General features: G+C 32.6%; 18 protein-coding genes and 1 pseudogene. 8 read left to right on the forward strand and 11 right to left on the reverse strand.

Going from position 1 to position 18,352, the window contains the following annotated elements:
• Together ACFWM3_RS20505 and ACFWM3_RS20510 are read left to right on the forward strand one after the other, a co-directional pair.
• Positions 1–94 (forward strand): annotated as a pseudogene (locus ACFWM3_RS20505) (hypothetical protein); the annotation flags it as partial.
• A 131-nt stretch (positions 95–225) separates the two neighbouring features.
• Positions 226–1,161 (forward strand): COX15/CtaA family protein, encoded by a 936-nt coding sequence (locus ACFWM3_RS20510; RefSeq protein WP_390312773.1) that lies wholly within the window; start codon positions 226–228, stop codon positions 1,159–1,161.
• Positions 1,162–1,281: 120 nt separating this feature from the next.
• On the opposite strand, the gene pyc is transcribed toward ACFWM3_RS20510, so the two are convergent.
• From pyc to ACFWM3_RS20525, 3 genes are all read right to left on the reverse strand, one after another.
• Positions 1,282–4,731 (reverse strand): pyruvate carboxylase, encoded by a 3,450-nt coding sequence (gene pyc / locus ACFWM3_RS20515; protein ID WP_390312774.1) that lies wholly within the window; start codon positions 4,729–4,731, stop codon positions 1,282–1,284.
• A 79-nt stretch (positions 4,732–4,810) separates the two neighbouring features.
• Positions 4,811–5,953, reverse strand: coding sequence for an FtsW/RodA/SpoVE family cell cycle protein (locus ACFWM3_RS20520; RefSeq protein ID WP_056468511.1), 1,143 nt, complete (start codon positions 5,951–5,953; stop codon positions 4,811–4,813).
• Between the two features lie 176 nt (positions 5,954–6,129).
• Complete coding sequence (locus ACFWM3_RS20525) at positions 6,130–6,420, reverse strand: Fpa/YlaN family protein (RefSeq protein WP_056468514.1); 291 nt, start codon at positions 6,418–6,420, stop codon at positions 6,130–6,132.
• 332 nt (positions 6,421–6,752) lie between these two features.
• Between ACFWM3_RS20525 and ACFWM3_RS20530 the strand changes: the two genes are divergently transcribed.
• Positions 6,753–7,241, forward strand: coding sequence for a peptidyl-prolyl cis-trans isomerase (locus ACFWM3_RS20530; RefSeq protein WP_390312775.1), 489 nt, complete (start codon positions 6,753–6,755; stop codon positions 7,239–7,241).
• A 70-nt stretch (positions 7,242–7,311) separates the two neighbouring features.
• Here ACFWM3_RS20530 and ACFWM3_RS20535 read toward each other — a convergent pair whose 3' ends face one another.
• On the reverse strand, positions 7,312–8,640 hold the full coding sequence (locus tag ACFWM3_RS20535; RefSeq protein WP_129689248.1) for a PhoH family protein: 1,329 nt from the start codon (positions 8,638–8,640) through the stop codon (positions 7,312–7,314).
• A gap of 158 nt (positions 8,641–8,798) precedes the next feature.
• On the reverse strand, positions 8,799–9,254 hold the full coding sequence (locus ACFWM3_RS20540) for a PNPOx family protein (protein ID WP_390312776.1): 456 nt from the start codon (positions 9,252–9,254) through the stop codon (positions 8,799–8,801).
• 153 nt (positions 9,255–9,407) lie between these two features.
• On the opposite strand from ACFWM3_RS20540, the gene ACFWM3_RS20545 reads away from it, so the two are divergent.
• Positions 9,408–9,608 carry a YlaI family protein gene (locus ACFWM3_RS20545; RefSeq protein ID WP_056468526.1) on the forward strand — a complete coding sequence of 67 codons (201 nt, stop codon included), beginning with the start codon at positions 9,408–9,410 and terminating at the stop codon, positions 9,606–9,608.
• Between the two features lie 126 nt (positions 9,609–9,734).
• Here the strand turns inward: ACFWM3_RS20545 and ACFWM3_RS20550 are convergent, their stop codons facing one another.
• From ACFWM3_RS20550 to typA, 3 genes are all read right to left on the reverse strand, one after another.
• Positions 9,735–10,007 (reverse strand): hypothetical protein, encoded by a 273-nt coding sequence (locus ACFWM3_RS20550; protein WP_056468528.1) that lies wholly within the window; start codon positions 10,005–10,007, stop codon positions 9,735–9,737.
• A 30-nt stretch (positions 10,008–10,037) separates the two neighbouring features.
• Positions 10,038–10,355 carry a YlaH-like family protein gene (locus ACFWM3_RS20555; protein ID WP_235821791.1) on the reverse strand — a complete coding sequence of 106 codons (318 nt, stop codon included), beginning with the start codon at positions 10,353–10,355 and terminating at the stop codon, positions 10,038–10,040.
• Between the two features lie 149 nt (positions 10,356–10,504).
• Complete coding sequence (typA, locus tag ACFWM3_RS20560) at positions 10,505–12,352, reverse strand: translational GTPase TypA (RefSeq protein ID WP_056468618.1); 1,848 nt, start codon at positions 12,350–12,352, stop codon at positions 10,505–10,507.
• A 199-nt stretch (positions 12,353–12,551) separates the two neighbouring features.
• Here typA and ACFWM3_RS20565 point away from each other — a divergent pair, with 199 nt between their 5' ends.
• Complete coding sequence (locus ACFWM3_RS20565) at positions 12,552–12,737, forward strand: DUF5325 family protein (protein ID WP_056468531.1); 186 nt, start codon at positions 12,552–12,554, stop codon at positions 12,735–12,737.
• A 210-nt stretch (positions 12,738–12,947) separates the two neighbouring features.
• Here the strand turns inward: ACFWM3_RS20565 and ACFWM3_RS20570 are convergent, their stop codons facing one another.
• Both ACFWM3_RS20570 and ACFWM3_RS20575 read right to left on the reverse strand, forming a co-directional pair.
• Entirely contained in the window at positions 12,948–13,748 is an 801-nt protein-coding gene (locus ACFWM3_RS20570) for an inositol monophosphatase family protein (RefSeq protein WP_056468534.1), read from the reverse strand.
• Between the two features lie 214 nt (positions 13,749–13,962).
• Positions 13,963–14,151: a hypothetical protein gene (locus ACFWM3_RS20575; RefSeq protein WP_056468536.1), complete on the reverse strand. Its 189-nt coding sequence runs from the start codon at positions 14,149–14,151 to the stop codon at positions 13,963–13,965.
• Between the two features lie 195 nt (positions 14,152–14,346).
• On the opposite strand from ACFWM3_RS20575, the gene ACFWM3_RS20580 reads away from it, so the two are divergent.
• On the forward strand, positions 14,347–14,976 hold the full coding sequence (locus ACFWM3_RS20580) for a YktB family protein (protein WP_390312777.1): 630 nt from the start codon (positions 14,347–14,349) through the stop codon (positions 14,974–14,976).
• A gap of 210 nt (positions 14,977–15,186) precedes the next feature.
• On the opposite strand, the gene ACFWM3_RS20585 is transcribed toward ACFWM3_RS20580, so the two are convergent.
• Entirely contained in the window at positions 15,187–15,456 is a 270-nt protein-coding gene (locus tag ACFWM3_RS20585; RefSeq protein ID WP_390312778.1) for a UPF0223 family protein, read from the reverse strand.
• Between the two features lie 276 nt (positions 15,457–15,732).
• On the opposite strand from ACFWM3_RS20585, the gene ACFWM3_RS20590 reads away from it, so the two are divergent.
• Entirely contained in the window at positions 15,733–17,184 is a 1,452-nt protein-coding gene (locus tag ACFWM3_RS20590; RefSeq protein WP_056468543.1) for an aminotransferase class I/II-fold pyridoxal phosphate-dependent enzyme, read from the forward strand.
• A 339-nt stretch (positions 17,185–17,523) separates the two neighbouring features.
• Positions 17,524–18,348, forward strand: a complete 825-nt coding sequence (locus ACFWM3_RS20595; protein WP_286131622.1) for a protein-glutamine gamma-glutamyltransferase — start codon at positions 17,524–17,526, stop codon at positions 18,346–18,348.
• The last annotated feature ends 4 nt before the right edge of the window (positions 18,349–18,352 follow it).

Raw genomic sequence — 18,352 nt, forward strand, 5'->3', positions numbered from 1 at the left:
GTACACGGCTGCAGTTGGTATTGATCCAAACCGTGTTCTACCAATCGTGTTGGATGTTGGCACGAACAATCAGGCTTTGATTGCAGATCCTATGTCTAAATATGAAGGTTACCTTTGAATTTTGTGTCGTAATCTTATATGATATAGAAGTATTATTAGCAGAATAATTTTTTTAATAATTAAATTTTAAAATTATTATTATTTTATAAAAGTGGGTGGATGTACTTGCTACGTGTTTTAAAAGGGGTATCGTTAATAACCTCATTCATTCTTTTAATTGTTTTATTAGGTGGTGCACTCGTAACAAAGACTAATTCTGGACTCGGTTGTGGAAGATCTTGGCCTCTTTGTAAAGGTCAAATCATTCCTGATCATCTAACGATTCAAACTGTCATTGAATTATCTCATCGTGCAGCATCAGGCCTTGCCGGGATATTCGTTTTATTATTAGCAGTGCTTGCTTGGATTGTCATTCCTCATAAAAGAGAAACAAAGTTTTTAGCAATCATTTCTTGTATTTTTCTAATTGCTCAAGCATTAATCGGAGCAGCTGCAGTTGTTTGGGGTCAAATCCCAGCAGTAAAAGCAATTCATTTTGGTATTTCTCTAATTTGTTTTGCTGCAGTAGTCATGTTAACATTATTAATTTTTGAACGCGATCGCAATTATCAAAAAAATTCTTTTTATGTCGGAAAAAGAATGAAATTTCATACTTACGGTTTATGGATTTATTCATACTTAGTAGTTTATACCGGCGCTCTTGTTCGTCACGAAAATGCTAGCTTAGCATGTCCTAGCTGGCCACTGTGCAGTAAAGCAAACAACGGTATTCCTACACAGCTTCATGAATGGATACAAATGGGACATCGATTTGCTGCATTTATCTTATTCGTTTGGATCATTATTGCATTTGTACATGCTTATAAATACTATCGTAATGAACGTGGCATTTATTTTGGTTGGTTAGTCTCTTTAGTTCTTGTAACACTTCAAGTAATTTGTGGAGCTGTTATTGTTATTTCAAACCTAAATATTTATGTTGCATTAACACATGCGATTTTAATTTCGTGCTTATTTGCAATATTTAGTTTCCAAAGTTTAGTTTGTACAAGAAGTAAAAGCTCAAATTCTGAGTTACTTCAAAATAAAAATATCTCTTAAAAAAGGTATTTCTTCCACTTAATTGTAGAAGAAATACCTTTTTTTTATATTTAAATTTAATGCGAAGAAGAGTTGCCCTTTTAATGCGGGCTTCTCTATCTTCGCTAAACATCGTATTTTTTATCTTTGTTCTAGTTCTATTAGTAGATCACCTGTAGAAATACTCTCTCCTGATGTAATCAGAATATCTCTTATAACACCAGTAAATGGAGATTGGACAGTTGTTTCCATTTTCATCGCTTCAGTGATTGCTAAAGTTTGACCTTTTTCAACTACATCGCCCTTTTTAACAAGTACATTTAAAACAGTACCTGGCATTGTTGCGTTAATATGGTTTGGATTACTAGTGTCCCCTTTTCTTTTTTGAACGACAGTAGATTTGACAGAGTAATCTTTAACCACAATTTCTCGTGGCTGACCATTTAATTCAAAGTATATAACTCTTGTTCCATCAGGCTGGGCTTGACCAATCGAAACAAGTTTAACAATCAGTGTTTTACCACGTTCAATATCAACTTTGATCTCTTCATCTAATCTCATTCCATGGAAGAAAGAAGGTGTATCAAGTACAGATAAGTCTCCATAGCTTTCTACATTTTTTTGATAATCCATAAATACTTTAGGATATAAGCAATAAGCTAGTATATCAAAATTAGTAACCTGGCGATTTAACGTCTTGAATAAATACTCCTCAACATCTTTAAAATCGATTGGCTTTAATGTTTCCCCAGCTCTTTCAGTTAATGGCTGTCTTCCTTTTAAGATGACCCGTTGTAAACTCTTTGGAAATCCTCCATGAGGTTGTCCTAATTTACCTTCAAAAAACTCTATTACTGAATCAGGAAAATCGATATTTTCTCCTTTTTCATATACAGAATCTTCGTCTAAATTATTTTGAACCATAAACAATGCCATATCTCCAACTACTTTAGAAGATGGTGTTACTTTAACGACATCTCCAAATAGTTGATTTACCCTGCCATACATATCCTTAACTTCTTCAAAACGGTCTCCTAAACCAACACCTTTAGCTTGTTGTTTTAAGTTAGAATATTGACCACCTGGCATTTCATGCTGGTAAACCTCTGTATGTGGCGAAACCATACCACTTTCAAAACTACTATAATACTTACGAACACCTTCCCAGTAGGTTGATAACTGTTCTAAACCGTTTATATTTAAGTTCGTCTCGTTATTTGAACCTTTTAGAGCATAATATAAGCTATTTGCACTTGGTTGCGAAGTTAATCCAGACATACTTCCAATTGCGATGTCTACAACATCTACGCCTGCTTCTATTGCTTTTACATATGTGTATAAACCATTTCCACTCGTATCATGAGTATGTAAGTGGATTGGTAAATCAACAGTATCCTTCAATTCGCTAATTAACGTATAAGCAGCCTGAGGCTTTAATAAACCTGCCATATCTTTAATCGCTAAAATATGAGCACCAGCCGATTCTAAATCCTTTGCAAGCTCTTTATAATACGCCAGATTATATTTTGTTCTAGTTGGGTCTAATATATCTCCTGTGTAACAAATCGATGCCTCAGCAAGCTTTCCACTCTCTCTTACAGCATCAATTGCAACTTCCATCCCTTTAATCCAATTTAGACTATCAAATATTCTAAATACATCGATTCCTGCCTGAGCCGATGCTTCAATAAACTTTTTAACAAGATTATCAGGATAATTTTTATATCCAACTGCATTTGATCCACGTAAAAGCATTTGGAATAATACATTTGGAACTTGCTCTCTTAAATTTAATAATCTTTCCCATGGATCTTCATTTAAGAAACGGTACGCTACATCAAAAGTCGCTCCGCCCCACATTTCCATAGAGAATAAGTTAGGTAATAATTTTGACGTTTGTTCCGCAACAGTAACTAAGTCTTTTGAACGAATTCTCGTTGCAAGCAGTGATTGGTGAGCATCTCTAAATGTTGTGTCTGTAAATAAAACATTTGGTTGATTTTTTAACCACTTCGAAAATTCATCCGCACCTAATTTATCTAATAATTGCTTAGTTCCACTTTCAGCACTTTTAATATGATTTACATTTGGAATGATAATATCATCATAAACTGGTTTTTCTTTAACCGTAATTCCTGGAAATCCATTCACTGTTACATTACCGATATAATTTAATAATTTAGTTCCACGGTCCCTTCTTTTTGCAAAAACAAATAATTCCGGAGATGAATCTACAAATGAAGTATTATACTCACCAGACAAGAAATCTGGGTGCGTCGTAACATTTTCTAAAAATGGAATATTTGTTTTAATACCACGGATACGGAACTCTTTTAAATTTCGATTTAACTTCGCAATTGCGCCTTCGAATGTTAAGGCATGCGTTGTTACTTTTACTAATAATGAATCATAGTAAGGTGTAATAACAGCACCTTGGAAGCTGTTACCAGTGTCTAATCTTACACCAAAACCTCCACCAGAACGATAAGCCATAATTTTTCCTGTATCAGGCATAAAATTATTTAGTGGGTCCTCCGTTGTAACACGTGCTTGAACCGCAAAACCAATTCTTGGAATTTCATCTTGTAATGGAATCCCTACTTTATCACTATGTAAACTATTACCTTGTGCAATTAAGATCTGCGTTTGAACAATATCAATTCCAGTAATCATTTCAGTAATCGTATGTTCAACTTGTACACGAGGGTTTACTTCAATAAAATAGAAGTCATTACCGGAAACTAAAAATTCAACTGTTCCAGCATTTACATATTCTACTTCTTTCATCAATTGAACAGCTGCGTCACAAATTCTATTTCTTAAATCATCACTAATCGAAGTACATGGTGCAACTTCAACTAATTTTTGATGTCTTCTTTGAATTGAACAATCGCGTTCAAATAAATGAATGATATTCCCTTGGTGATCCCCTAATATTTGAACTTCAATATGCTTTGGATTTTCAATAAATTTCTCAACATAAACCTCATCATTACCAAAAGCAGCTTTTGCTTCAGACTTAGCACGCTCGTATGCATCTTTTAATCCCGCATTCGTACGGACAATCCTCATTCCGCGACCGCCACCACCAAGAGCAGCTTTAATAATAATCGGGAATCCATAAGTTTCACCAAATTCCCTTACATCATCCAATGAGTTTACTGGACCATTGCTTCCTGGAATGATTGGCAAATTAGCTTGAAGAGCTTGTTGCTTTGCTTTAATTTTATCTCCGAATATATCTAAGTGCCTTGAATATGGACCGATAAAAATAATGCCCTCTTCTTCACATCTCTGAGCAAATTTAATATTTTCTGATAAGAATCCATATCCTGGATGTACTGCATCTACATCGTTTTTCTTTGCAATTTCAATAATACCTTCAATATCTAGATAAGCATCTATTGGCTTTTTACCTTTTCCAACTATATATGCTTCGTCAGCTTTATAACGGTGATATGACCCTTCATCTTCTTTAGAATAAATACCAACTGTTCGAATTCCTAACTCAGTGCAAGCTCGAAATACTCGAATTGCAATTTCACCTCGGTTAGCAACAAGAACTTTTTTAATCTGTTTCGTGTAAGTCATTTGTAAGCCTCCTGTATTTATGAAAGATAATTATCAATAAATTAAGAATAAACTTTTTCAAAATGCATTTTTGAAGATTTTATAAAGTTTCTTTATTAATCTTATTTCGTATTGAAATATTCATTAAAATACCAACCATAGAAAGCATAACGATTAACGAAGTTCCTCCATAACTAACAAAAGGTAACGGAACACCCGTAAGTGGAATTAGTGAAGTAACTCCTCCAATATTTACAAATGATTGAATGACGATGCTTGCACTAATACCTGTAGCTAATAATGAATCAAAAGAATCCTTTGATTGATGAGCTATTAACAAGCCTCGCCAAACAATTATGAATATACATAAAATAACTACAATTACTCCTATTAAACCCGTTTCTTCACCGATTATTGCTAGAATAAAATCAGTATGAGGCTCAGGTAAGTAACCTAGTTTTTGAATACTTTTTCCTAATCCAACTCCAGTAAAGCCACCATTTGCAAATGCGATTAGTGAATTTACGATTTGAAATCCTATTCCTTGTGCATAATCAAAAGGATTTCGGAATGCTAAAAATCGATTAACTTGTACATCTGTTAACCCGATCCCTAAACTGATACAAATACTAATTAATGGATATAGTAATACAATTCCTCCAACGAATAGGAGAATTAATCTCTTAACTATAAAACCACTACAAAACGAAACTACAGCACAAGTACCAATTATTAATAACGCCGTACCTGTATCCGGTTGTAATCTCAATAGGATGATATAAATAGCTACTATGCTCCATGGAGCAAATAGCATTTTCCAGTTCTTTGTAATTCGCTTTTGTCTCTTGGAGTACCATCCTGCTAAAAGAACGATTGATCCTAATTTGATTAACTCGGCTGGTTGAATTCCAAATACCCAGCTTTTTGCATTATTTCTTACTTCACCAAAGAGTAAAACTGCAATAAGTAATCCAATACTTACAACTACATTTAATAACATGGCAATTCTTTTTCTAAAGAAAGTTGCAGGTAAAAACATTAAAAAAACAAATACAAACATCCCTACTTCAAAAGCAATTAATTGCTTATGAAAGAAATAATCGCTTGGCCAATGTTCACTCTGATATTTAATGGATGGTAATGGCGAGCTTGCGCTATACACCATAATTAATCCAAATAAACACAACACTAATAATGGAACAAAAATCATATAATCAATATTTTTCAAATATTTTTTTAACATTATTTAATCATCCCTGCTTTGATTAATTATACTTTATGTATTCAACTATTTTGCTAAATTCCCTTTTTAAATAAAAATATTGTAACATAGATTAATAGATTTATTACTCATAACAATTAAAAAAATTCACAAAAAAAAGCTCAAACATTTATTGTTTGAACTTTTATTGCTAATAATTATTTATTCTTTTGATCTGTAAACGCTTCATGTAGAGCAGATAGTTGACGCTCAAGTTCAGAAAGAAGTTCTTTACCTTGTTCTGCTTCAATTAAACCTAAACGAGAAGCAAAATCAATCTCCCTTGATAATCCAAACATTTGAGTATCTAAAACCTCTTCATATAGAGGGCATTGTGGCATCGTTAAATGATCAAGTTGCACATTTATTAATTTTAATATTTTTTCAGCATCTTTTTTTAATAATTCAAATGCTTTATCTTTGTAATCTGTTACAGCATCAGACCTCAATTTTCTCCCTCCGCTTCCGTACAAGCTATCTATTTAATATTATAGTTCTTTTTATGAAAAATCAACTTAAATCATAAGTTTTGCAAATATGTATTTTAGAAAATTAGATTTTTGCAACAGTTTATTTATTAGAGTTTTCTTATGTTTGGATATAGATTTAATTAAGAATCTATTTTCTACAAAAAAAGAACGCTGATGTAATCACTATAAAAAAGATGAAAACATGAAAAAACTTAATTAAAGAGAAGCGCTATTTTTGTTCAATTGTTTGTCTTTTTACTTAAAATAGTCGTACACTATAAATAGAATTTGTACATAGAAGGAGTTTTAGTATGAGTGATGTTTTTCAATTAACAGGTAACGTTGAGTTTCCGTTAACGATTGATCCAAGTGTTTGGATTTTTGATGAAAGAAAGGTTAAGTTAGAGAGTTTGTTAGCTGGTGAGTTGAAAAAGGTTGATGAGCTTGAGCAATATACTAAAAGTGTTTCAAAGCATTGGGATCGTGAAATCGTTGAAGGTGCTAAGGTTGATAATAGTCCTTTATTCGCTACTCAAAAAAAAGAATGGCTTAAAGAATCCTATGCAATGCCATTTTCTTATTTTATAGACAATAGTAAACCCAAAAATCGTGATTCAGAAGTTACGATTGAAACAGAAGGTGAATTAATTAAATTGCCTTTTGATACTATATATGAAAGTTATTTAGCATTTTCGTACAATGGCAAGAGAATCCTTGAAGATGGGCCAGTTCATTTATATTTTGTTGATGGCACAAATAAAGAAACACCAATTACTTCAATCAAGAAAATTATTTTATAGTTTAAAACAAAAGCAACATCTTACCGCTTGATTATAGTAGTAAGATGTTGCTTTTGTAAGCATTTAATTATTACAATATATCCGCTGCAAGTTGGGCAATTGATGAACGTTCACCTTTTATTAATTTTACATGTCCACTTATTTTTTGATCTTTAAATTTTTCAACTACATAAGTTAATCCATTGTTATATTCATCTAAATATGGATGATCAATTTGCTCTGGATCCCCCATTAATACAATTTTACTCTTATCGCCAACGCGAGTTAAAATTGTTTTTACTTCATGCCTAGTCAGATTTTGTGCTTCATCAATAATAATAAATTGCTCTGGGATACTTCTACCTCTTATATAAGTTAAAGCTTCTACTTCAATTGAGCCCATTCCAGCTAAGATAGCATCAAGTTCACCCGGTTTTTTCGTATTAAATAAGTATTCTAGATTATCATAAATCGGTTGCATCCAAGGTCGAAGTTTTTCATCCTTTTCACCAGGTAAATAACCAAGATCCTTTCCAACTGGTACAATTGGTCTAGCAACTAATAACTTTTTATAGCTTTGTAGGTCTTCACTTTGCATTAAACCTGCAGCTAAAGCTAATAAAGTTTTTCCGGTACCTGCTTTACCAATCAATGTGACTAATGGTATATCGTCTCGAAGTAGTAATTCTAAAGCCATGGACTGTTGAGCATTTCTTGGTCTTATGCCCCAAATATGTTCATTTGAGAAAACAAATTTCTTAATTTTTGTACCCGTTTTATCAACAACACCAAGAGCTGAGCTCTTACCACCTAGAGCATCCTTTAAAACGATAAATTGATTAGGATAAAATGGATGGTTTGCTATATCTGAAACAGGAAGTTCAGTTTTCTCGTAAAACTTGTTTAATAAATCTGTATTTATGTAATACTCTAGATAACCGGTATAAATATGATCAACTTCCACTACTCGATCACTTAAATAATCTTCAGCTAATAAATTTAATGCATCCGCTTTTACACGAACTAATGTATCTTTACTAACTAAAATCACTGTTTTGCCGCTTGCTTTTGCTTCTTCTTCAAGTGATAAGTTTTTTGCAACAGCTAAAATGCGATTATCGTTCGTTTTTTCAACAAAGATTTCTTGCAATTGTTGAAATGAGCGATGATTTAATTCAATTCTAAACGAACCACCATTTTCAAGAGGAATACTTTCATGTAATTTCCCTAGTTCTCGAAAACTATCAATTAGTTTGGATACATACCTAGCATTACGACCAACTTCATCCATATATCTCTTCTTTGAGTCTACTTCCTCTAATACAACAGCTGGTACAACTACTTCATTATCTTCAAATGAAAAGATTGCTAGTGGGTCTTGCAGTAGTACATTGGTGTCGAGAACATATATTTTACTCAATCCTTAACCTCCTGACTAAAAATAACTCAGATTAGAATAATTAGTTTTAATTCTAAATTGACTGGTCTTACATATGGTTACTAGTCAAAGAATGGACGAACCGTTAATATATTATATGAAATTCTCTCTAGTTTAGAATATTTTTTACTGTTTAAAGCTCAGGAAGATCTAAGACCATTTAAAACTGCTACATCTAATTTTTTTGCAGCCCTCTCATCATAAGTCTTTGCGTACTCAGGTTCGACTGTTATTTTAGACCCATAAAACAATATATTTTTCACTTCATTAACTTCTACTTCGATACACGCTAATTTTAATGGAATCCCAGGCATTTGCTTCGTTAAAATTTTTCCATTTCCTGAAATACTATAAACTGTTTCATTTGAAAATAAGCTTATTGATACTCCTTCAACCTCTTCAATATTAGATATAATTGCTGATCTTTGATCTACTGCAAAACGAATTGTCTTATCATCTAAAGCAACAAGCCAAGAAATTGCATTCGTAACTGGTGCATTCTTTTCGGAGTTAAAAGTACTTAAAAAAACAATCTTTTCTTTATTACAATCTTCAAATAAGCTTGGTGATAATTTTTTCTCAATACTGTTTGCCATCACTATTTCATCTCCTTCAAATAAAGAGTATACTAATATAATTCAAAGTTTATTGAAAACTTCCTGCTAAAACCACTGTTTTCTAAAAATATATTCTAAAACCTGTTATAATTATGTTAACTTAAGTTCCATATATAAGGAGAGAAATTTCACATGAGAGTTAAATGCATGATTTGTGATAAAAGCGAATCTATTAGCGATGAATCACCTATTGCAAAAAAATTAAGAAATCGTCCTATCCATACATATACATGCTCTGAATGTTACGATCGAATTAAAATAAAAACAGAACAAAGAATCGCAACAGGAAATTTCCGTTTCTTAAAACCTGTTAAGGACAATGACGAGTGGTAAATTATGAAAAAAGAAGCCAATTGGGCTTCTTTTTTTGCGGAAATACGATCAAGTCTTAAATAAAATTTGCATTTATAAATCCACCAATCGTTTAAACAAAAAAACCTAGATTATTTTCTAGGTTTTTTAATACTTCTCTGGATTTACTTTTACTTGATCTAAAAAGCAATCAATCATTTCAATTGGAAAGCGCGTCGTACGCTCTTTTTCTGCTTGTGTAAATGTGATTAAATAAAAATCTTCCATTTTTTCTATTTTTACGTTAGATACTTCGTGATCCTCTTTTAAAATCGAATCAAACATCTCATACGTCTCTTTGGCAGCTTCATCCGAAGGTCTTGCTTCATATATTACTTTGATCGTTAACCAATTATATAATGCGTCCTGAACAGATTTCATCTAAATACCAACTCTCTATAAAGTGTTACGTTATGTAGTAGCATTATTCTTTTTTGATTGATGTAAACGAATCTTATATACCCCTAACACGAAAACACTTGCAAGTAATGCTTCCACGATTGGTATCCTTAAAGCTAAGAAAGTAAGGAAACTACATCCGATCATAAGTAAAACATAAATGATTAAACTTTTAAGGATGCTCAATTTTTTTGCGAAACCTAAATGATATACCACAATACATAATACAACAATTAAACCATATAATATCCACATTGAAAGATGAATATCATGTGTTATATTTATTAACTGTGTTATGACAAATTCAAATCCCTTTGGAGCTTTTTCCAAATCAATATCCCCCTATTTAATAATAAAACTGAATAGTTCTATTCGTTTTTAGACCGTCTAACAAATCAATTTTTTGTACTTTTTCTACAAAAATGAAACCGACTATTTTCTAGTCGGTTTCATTATATCATAATTATTTTAAAATTTAATTATTCTTGTTCAGCGAATTTTTTCTTTTTCGCTGCACGCTCGCGCTCACTTTTATCAAGAAGCTTTTTACGTAAACGAATTGATGTTGGTGTAACTTCACAGTACTCATCATCATTTAAGTATTCTAAAGATTCTTCAAGCGTCATAATACGTGGTTTTTTCATTGTTGTTGTTTGGTCTTTATTTGCTGAACGGATGTTAGTAGCATGTTTAACTTTAACAACGTTTACTGATAAATCATTGTCACGGTTGTGTTCACCAACAATCATACCATCATAAACATCTGTTCCTGGCTCAAGGAAAATTACACCGCGGTCTTCTAGACCCATAATTCCGTATGTTGAAGCTTTACCAGTTTCCATTGATACTAATACACCTTGACGACGTCCACCAACTTGACCTTGAATTGCTGGTTGGTAGCTATCGAATGAATGGTTAATGATTCCATAACCACGAGTTAAAGTTAAGAATTCAGTAGTATAACCAATTAATCCACGAGCTGGTACCATAAATGTTAAACGAACTTGGCCGTTACCATTATTCACCATATCTCTCATTTCACCTTTACGTGCACCCATTGATTCCATGATTGAACCAGTATACTCTTCAGGAACGTCAATTTGTACATGCTCAACTGGCTCACATCTTACACCATCAACTTCACGAATGATAACTTCTGGTTTTGAAACTTGAAGCTCATAACCTTCACGACGCATGTTTTCAATAAGGATTGATAAGTGAAGCTCCCCACGTCCACTAACGATCCAAACATCAGGAGAATCTGTATTTTCTACACGTAAACTTACGTCTGTTTGAAGCTCTTGTAATAATCTTTCTTCAATTTTACGAGAAGTTACAAATTTACCTTCACGACCAGCAAAAGGTGAGTTATTAACTAAGAATGTCATTTGAAGAGTTGGCTCATCAATACGTAAGATTGGAAGTGCTTCTTGGTGTTCAGCAGGACATACTGTTTCACCAACGTTGATATCTTCCATACCAGATACTGCTACTAAGTCACCAGCTTTTGCTTCTTGGATTTCAATACGTTTTAATCCAATGAATCCAAACATTTTAGTAATACGGAATTGTTTAACTGTTCCATCAAGTTTCATTAAAGCAACTGATTGACCTACTTGCATTGTTCCACGGAAAATACGTCCGATACCGATACGTCCAACATAGTCATTGTAGTCTAATAATGTTACTTGGAATTGTAAAGGCTCTTCACTATTATCAATTGGAGATGGAATGTGCTCAATAATTGTATCGAATAAAGCATTCATATTTGATTCTTGTTTAGAAGGATCAGATTCTAAGCTAGAAGTTCCGTTGATCGCTGATGCGAATACAACTGGGAATTCTAATTGATCTTCGTTTGCACCTAATTCGATAAATAAATCGATTACTTCGTCAACTACTTCATCAGGACGTGCGAAGTCACGGTCGATTTTATTTACTACTACGATTGGTGTTAAATGTTGTTCTAAAGCTTTTTTCAATACGAAACGAGTTTGTGGCATACAACCTTCATAAGCATCTACTACTAAAAGAACACCATCAACCATTTTCATGATACGTTCTACTTCTCCACCAAAATCGGCGTGTCCAGGAGTATCCATGATGTTAATACGTTTACCTTCATACTGGATTGCTGTATTTTTAGCTAAAATTGTAATTCCACGTTCACGTTCTATATCATTAGAGTCCATTGCACGTTCATTAACGTTTTCGTTTGAACGGAATGTACCTGATTGTTTTAATAACTCATCAACTAACGTTGTTTTACCATGGTCAACGTGAGCAATGATTGCTATATTGCGTAAATCTTCTCTTTTTTTCAAAATATATTCACTCCTAAAATGTCTACACATCTATTTTCATTATTAACTAAAACATTATAGCACATGCACACGGAAATATATCAAGAAAATGTTTAATCAAAAATATAAATTATTAATAAATATTTAGGAAAGATTTAGTTTTTTCAAATTTACATCCGAATAGACAAAGAGTAAAATAAGATTAGGAACAGGAGGATACACCATGTCTAACACTAAATTTAGACTTTTCTGCGTTGCAACTTTATCCGTAATCTTCTTAATACTAGTTGGGATTATGCTAGCAGAACTAAGTATTATTGGCGCTGTCATTTCACTAATTATTTCCATTTCATTAGTTGGTTATGGTTTTTCATTACGTGCTAAATTAAAAAGAGAAGGCAAGTTATAAACCTGCCTTCTTTCAGACAGTTGACAAACGCTCGCTTTCTTCGTTACTTCGTCTGTCTGCGGTGCTCATTACCGTCAAAGGTAACTCCGCTCCTCACCAGACTTCGTGCCTCGAAAGACAAGCGCTTGCAATCAGTCTGAAAATCAACTTTTTTGAACACTGACTACACACTCAAAGAAGGCAAGTTATAAACCTGCCTTCTTTTTATTATTATTGTAGAAATTCGATATAATCAGTGAGTAATTCGTTATGAATCGAAGCATTACTTACTACGACTGAGCTTTTTTTAAGAATTGAAAGGCTTTCATTTTTGAGAGTAGTACATATTCCGCCTAGTTCTTCAACAATAATTTTACCCGCGGCAAAATCCCAAGGTGATAATCTTGGGGTAATATATGCATCAACCCGTCCCATTGCCACATAGACCATTTCCATCGCTGCAGATCCATATGACCTACTTCCTCTAACTCTTCGAATAAGGTTACTTAATTTTTCATGGTTTACATAACGATTTTTAGTTAACCAAATAGCATTTACAGCTACAATAGCCTCTTCTAGTACTACATTTTTCAAAGGCGTTAATTCGAGATCATTTAAAAATGCCCCTTCACCTTTTTTAGCAAAATATAGTTCATTATGTATTACATCCATTATAAATCCCATTTTACCGATTCCATTTTCATAAATACCTAAAGAAATCATAAAATTACGTTTTTGATGAACAAAATTCATCGTTCCATCAATCGGATCAAGAATCCATACTACTCCATTTACTTGATCTAATTCATCGCCTTTACCTTCTTCACCTAGTAAGTAATGATTTGGAAATTTCTTTTTTATTTTTTCGTAAAAGAATTTTTCGATTTCTTCATCTTTATTTGTTACTAAGTCATTTTCGTTTGATTTCGTATTGATTGTTATGGAGTCGTATAAAGAACTTTTAATATTTTCAGCTGCCTCTTGAAGCAAATTCCTCGCGAATTGTTCAATTTCTTTCCAGTCTACATTCATAATTAAACACTCCAAACTCTTCGTGCTAAAACTATATTTTTATGGTCCTGTTTATCAGTTTACCAATTTTAACCTAAAAAAACCTAATGAAATGATTTTATTTAATGATGAGGAACTTATTTTGGAGGGTGGGCATACGATAGACCATTGGGCATAAGCGGAAGATGAGCGCACAGAAAAACGAACCTATTTAAAGGTTCGGTAAATAAACTCGCTAAGCTTCTAGACGAATTAATTCTAATCTTAATAATTCTAATTTCTTCTTAGATTCAATCATTGCTTCATTATCATTGACTGTCATAGCATCGAATAGTGTAGCTAGTTCGTAATCTAATTCTAATCTAAGTACAGGAATTCTCTTTTCTGCATCAGTTCTTTTTAACGCATTAATCACTTGTCTCATCATTATCCCTCCATAGAATATAAGTTGGCAAAACAAATTGTAAAAGTTAATTAACAAAATTTTCTGATTTTTATCTTGCTACTAATATATGTTGTTTAAGCTTATAATGTAACTATTTTATGAAGAAACATATTACCCATTTGTTTTGGACAAACATGGTATACTAATTAGATAATGCAACTAGGGGGTTCGAAAATGACTCAAACTTTTTTTAAAGAAAGTGATTTTGAAATATTTACAACTGACTCAACATTAGAAACTAGAATGAGTGCTATACAAGATGAAATTCAACCAAAATTTAAAGAAATTGTAGAAGAAATATTACCATTTTTAAATGTACAAACAGATCAAAACTTCTTTGGCCATATTGCTAAGCATGCTCGTCGTACTGTGAATGCTCCAAAAGATACTTGGATTGCTTTTGCAACAAATAATCGTGGATACAAGATGCTTCCTCATTTCCAATTTGGACTTTGGGGTACTCACCTATTTGTTTACTTTGGAATTATTTACGAAAGTCCAAATAAGCAATCGATTGCCATTAACTTTGAAAAGAATAAAGCTAAACTTTACAAAATGATTCCGAAAGATTTTGTTGTATCATACGATCATATGAAGCCTGATGTGATACAAAAGAGTAAAATGAATAAAGATGAATTCAATAAAGGTATCCAAAGATTTCATGATGTAAAAAAAGCAGAATACCTATGTGGAATTACGATTGCAAAAGATGAAGCAATTACACTTACAAAGGAAGATCTAATCCAACGTATTATAGAAACATATAATACTTTAATTCCTTTATACAAAATAAGTATAAACTGAATTAATATAAGTGTTGTTTAATTATACATATGTCAAAAACAAAAGTCTATGCCCATTCTTTACACATTTTTCGACAGGACGAAATATGAAATTGAATTATTTAAACAATCCAGACAAATGAAAAGCCCATTGAAGGTAGCTAATAATCCTTTAATGGGCTCTTATTTTTCACTTCAGAATTTTTCTTACTATTTATTAACTTATTAAATACTACATTTTAATTTTATCACCAGGAGCGCCATTTTTAGCTTTTTGCATGACTCTGTATGCGGAATAGCCTGATATCTCTTCTAATTCATTACATAATTTTTTTTCTTCTGCAATACTAGGTACAATTGATTTAAACTGTTTATATGTAGCCATTAACACTTCACGATCTATTCCCTTTTCATACGCTTTTTCTACTGATGTGTAGAACTGTATTACCTCGACTGTCTCATCTGTTGTCCAATCATATGAAATTGGGTATTGGTAATCCATTTACTTCACTCCTACTATTTTCTAATTAATTCCATTTTAACACATTTTTAAAATTCCATTCTTATTTTAAAAATTGATATAATTTCATTCAGATGAATAAAATTTCATAAACTTATCATATTTTTCTATACAGAAAATTCATAGAATGATATAATCTTTTTGTTTTTCAAATGAAGGTAAGACAGTTTATAACTTAATGAGAGTAAACAGTTGAATTGTTTACAAACATATCACTTCCGAAAAACACTATTATTCATTAAATGGGGTGTATGTTAAATGAAACAAATTGAAACGCCGTTATTTTCTTCTTTATTAGAACATGCAAAGAAGAACCCTATTCAATTCCATATTCCGGGACATAAAAAAGGAAATGGAATGGATCCAACATTTAGAGAGTTTATTGGTGATAATGCATTATCGATCGATTTAATCAACATTGCTCCTTTAGATGATCTACATCATCCAAAAGGTAAAATAAAACAAGCACAAGATCTTGCAGCAAAAGCTTTTGGTGCTGACCACACATTCTTTTCAGTTCAAGGCACAAGTGGAGCAATCATGACAATGGTAATGAGTGTTTGTGGACCTGGCGATAAAATTATCGTCCCAAGAAATGTTCATAAATCTGTTTTATCTGCAATCATTTTCTCAGGCGCGACACCAATTTTTGTTCATCCTGAAATTGATAGTGAATTAGGTATTTCACACGGTATTACGACAAATGCAGTGAAAGAGGCCATTTTAACTAATCCTGATGCAAAAGCAGTATTAGTTATTAATCCTACATACTTTGGATTTGTAGCAGATTTAAAAAGCATTGTTGAATTAGCACATTCACATGGCTTAGCCGTATTAGTTGACGAAGCGCATGGTGTACATATTCATTTCCATAACGAATTACCGATCTCTGCGATGCAAGCAGGGGCTGACATGGCTGCTACGAGCGTTCATAAGCTTGGTGGCTCTATGACTCAAAGTTCTATTTTAAATGTAAGAGAAGGCATTGTGAATGTCCACAGAGTACAATCTGTACTAAGTATGCTAACAACTACTTCAACATCCTATTTATTACTTGCTTCACTAGATGTTGCAAGAAAGAGATTAGCAACTGTTGGTGAAGAATTACTAACTAATACTATTAGACTAGCAAATAATGCACGAAATAAAATTAATTCAATCAATGGTTTATATTGCCCTGGTTATGATTTAGTTGGTAAAGAGGCTACATTCAACTTTGATCCTACTAAAATATTAATCAGCGTAAAAAAACTGGGTATAACGGGCCATGACGTTGAAGTTTGGTTAAGAGAGCGATTTAATATCGAAGTTGAAATGTCTGATTTATATAATGTTCTTTGCATTTTAACACCTGGTGATAGTGAAGAAGACATCCAGCAGCTAATTCATGCACTTGAGGTATTAGCAACTGAATTTGACATCTCAGAGCGCAATACGAATTTAAACGTTGAGATCCCAACGATTCCAACTTTAGCAGTCTCTCCTAGGGATGCATTTTACTCTGAAACAGAATCTGTTCCACTTGAGGATTCTGTCGGTAGAATTATTGCTGAATTTGTCATGGTTTATCCACCTGGAATTCCAATCTTTTTACCTGGTGAAGAAATCACACTTGAAAATCTTGTTTATATTAAAAAGAATATTGAAGCAGGTTTACCTGTTCAAGGTCCAGAAGACGAAGATTTATTAACATTAAAAGTATTAAAATAATTAAAGTTTTATAAAAAGAAACTAGGAAATAAATCTTAGTTTCAGTGTGTAGACAAAGTATTAAAAACTTGACTTTCAGACTGATTGCAAGCGCTTGACTTTCGAGGCGCGAAGCCTGGTGAGGAGCGGAGTTACCTTAGACGGTAATGAGCACTGTAGACAGGCGAAGCAACGAAGAAAGCGAGCGTTTGTCAACAGTCTGAAACTAGGAAATCAATCCTAGTTTTTTTGTATTCTAAATCACATCTAATTTATATAGGCATATGATAGGTAAGGTAATTATATTGATTTCGTACGAAAAAATTGTTTTTATGTTAGGATGTGGACTCGTTGATAGTCGTGAATAATAAAATTGTTCATGCTTCATTAAAAAATAGCGGTGATTCAAATAATAAACTTTATCGAGAAATATTGTCTGATCTAACAAATAGTAAAAAGTCTCATATTTATAAATCTGACCGTGAATTATCTTTTGATTTGACACTTAGAACTTATATACTTCAGGCTTCTAAAGATTTATTAACAAGCGGCATGCAATTTAGGGTTTTTAGAAGAGCATATTGTAATCCTATGTTTTGGATTCGTACACCAATGGGTGGATTTAGACTTAGGCCAGGCATAAGACCTTCCATGGGAATTTATGATATTTTTCGTAACGGACAATTTTACGCAACAGAATGTGCAACTGCAATTATAATGTTATTTTATAAAGCCCTTCTAGATCTATACGGCTATGAAATTTTTGATCAAATATTCGATAATGGAATATACTTATACACTTGGAATTACGAACCTAAATTAGCCATTTTAACATCTGAAGTTGATCGCTCAGCTCCAGGCGATGTTGTTTATATCAAAAATCCTCAAGTTGACCCAATGACTCCAGAATGGCAAGGAGAAAACACAGTAAATATGGGGAGTAATTATTTTTACGGACACGGTATCGGAGTACGTTCATTACCAGAAATCATTTTCCATTTAAATATGCATAGATATCCATTTGCGATGGTTTCTGCCTTTTTAACAAATTTAAATACTAGAATTGACTCAAACGAAATGGCTCAATATTTAAAGGATAATTCAAAATTAATACCAGTTACAACGAGCGAAGCTTCATCCGACGTTATAACTGCAAGAATTGGAGATCAAACTCAAATTGCATAAAGAG

The organism is Gottfriedia sp. NPDC058432 (genome assembly GCF_042721555.1).
Taxonomy (GTDB): Bacteria; Bacillota; Bacilli; order Bacillales; family Bacillaceae_G; genus Gottfriedia.

Excerpts from the sequence above, each read along its gene's own strand:
- ACFWM3_RS20540 (WP_390312776.1), bottom strand. The coding sequence starts at position 9,254 with ATGGCAAACAGTATTGAGAAAAAATTATCACCAAGCTTATTTGAAGAT.
- ACFWM3_RS20570 (WP_056468534.1), bottom strand. The coding sequence starts at position 13,748 with ATGAATGTAGACTGGAAAGAAATTGAACAATTCGCGAGGAATTTGCTT.
- ACFWM3_RS20575 (WP_056468536.1), bottom strand. The coding sequence starts at position 14,151 with ATGAGACAAGTGATTAATGCGTTAAAAAGAACTGATGCAGAAAAGAGA.
- ACFWM3_RS20550 (WP_056468528.1), bottom strand. The coding sequence starts at position 10,007 with ATGAAATCTGTTCAGGACGCATTATATAATTGGTTAACGATCAAAGTA.
- ACFWM3_RS20580 (WP_390312777.1), top strand. The coding sequence starts at position 14,347 with ATGACTCAAACTTTTTTTAAAGAAAGTGATTTTGAAATATTTACAACT.
- pyc (WP_390312774.1), bottom strand. The coding sequence starts at position 4,731 with ATGACTTACACGAAACAGATTAAAAAAGTTCTTGTTGCTAACCGAGGT.
- ACFWM3_RS20565 (WP_056468531.1), top strand. The coding sequence starts at position 12,552 with ATGTCTAACACTAAATTTAGACTTTTCTGCGTTGCAACTTTATCCGTA.
- ACFWM3_RS20545 (WP_056468526.1), top strand. The coding sequence starts at position 9,408 with ATGAGAGTTAAATGCATGATTTGTGATAAAAGCGAATCTATTAGCGAT.
- ACFWM3_RS20590 (WP_056468543.1), top strand. The coding sequence starts at position 15,733 with ATGAAACAAATTGAAACGCCGTTATTTTCTTCTTTATTAGAACATGCA.
- ACFWM3_RS20520 (WP_056468511.1), bottom strand. The coding sequence starts at position 5,953 with ATGTTAAAAAAATATTTGAAAAATATTGATTATATGATTTTTGTTCCA.
- ACFWM3_RS20585 (WP_390312778.1), bottom strand. The coding sequence starts at position 15,456 with ATGGATTACCAATACCCAATTTCATATGATTGGACAACAGATGAGACA.
- ACFWM3_RS20530 (WP_390312775.1), top strand. The coding sequence starts at position 6,753 with ATGAGTGATGTTTTTCAATTAACAGGTAACGTTGAGTTTCCGTTAACG.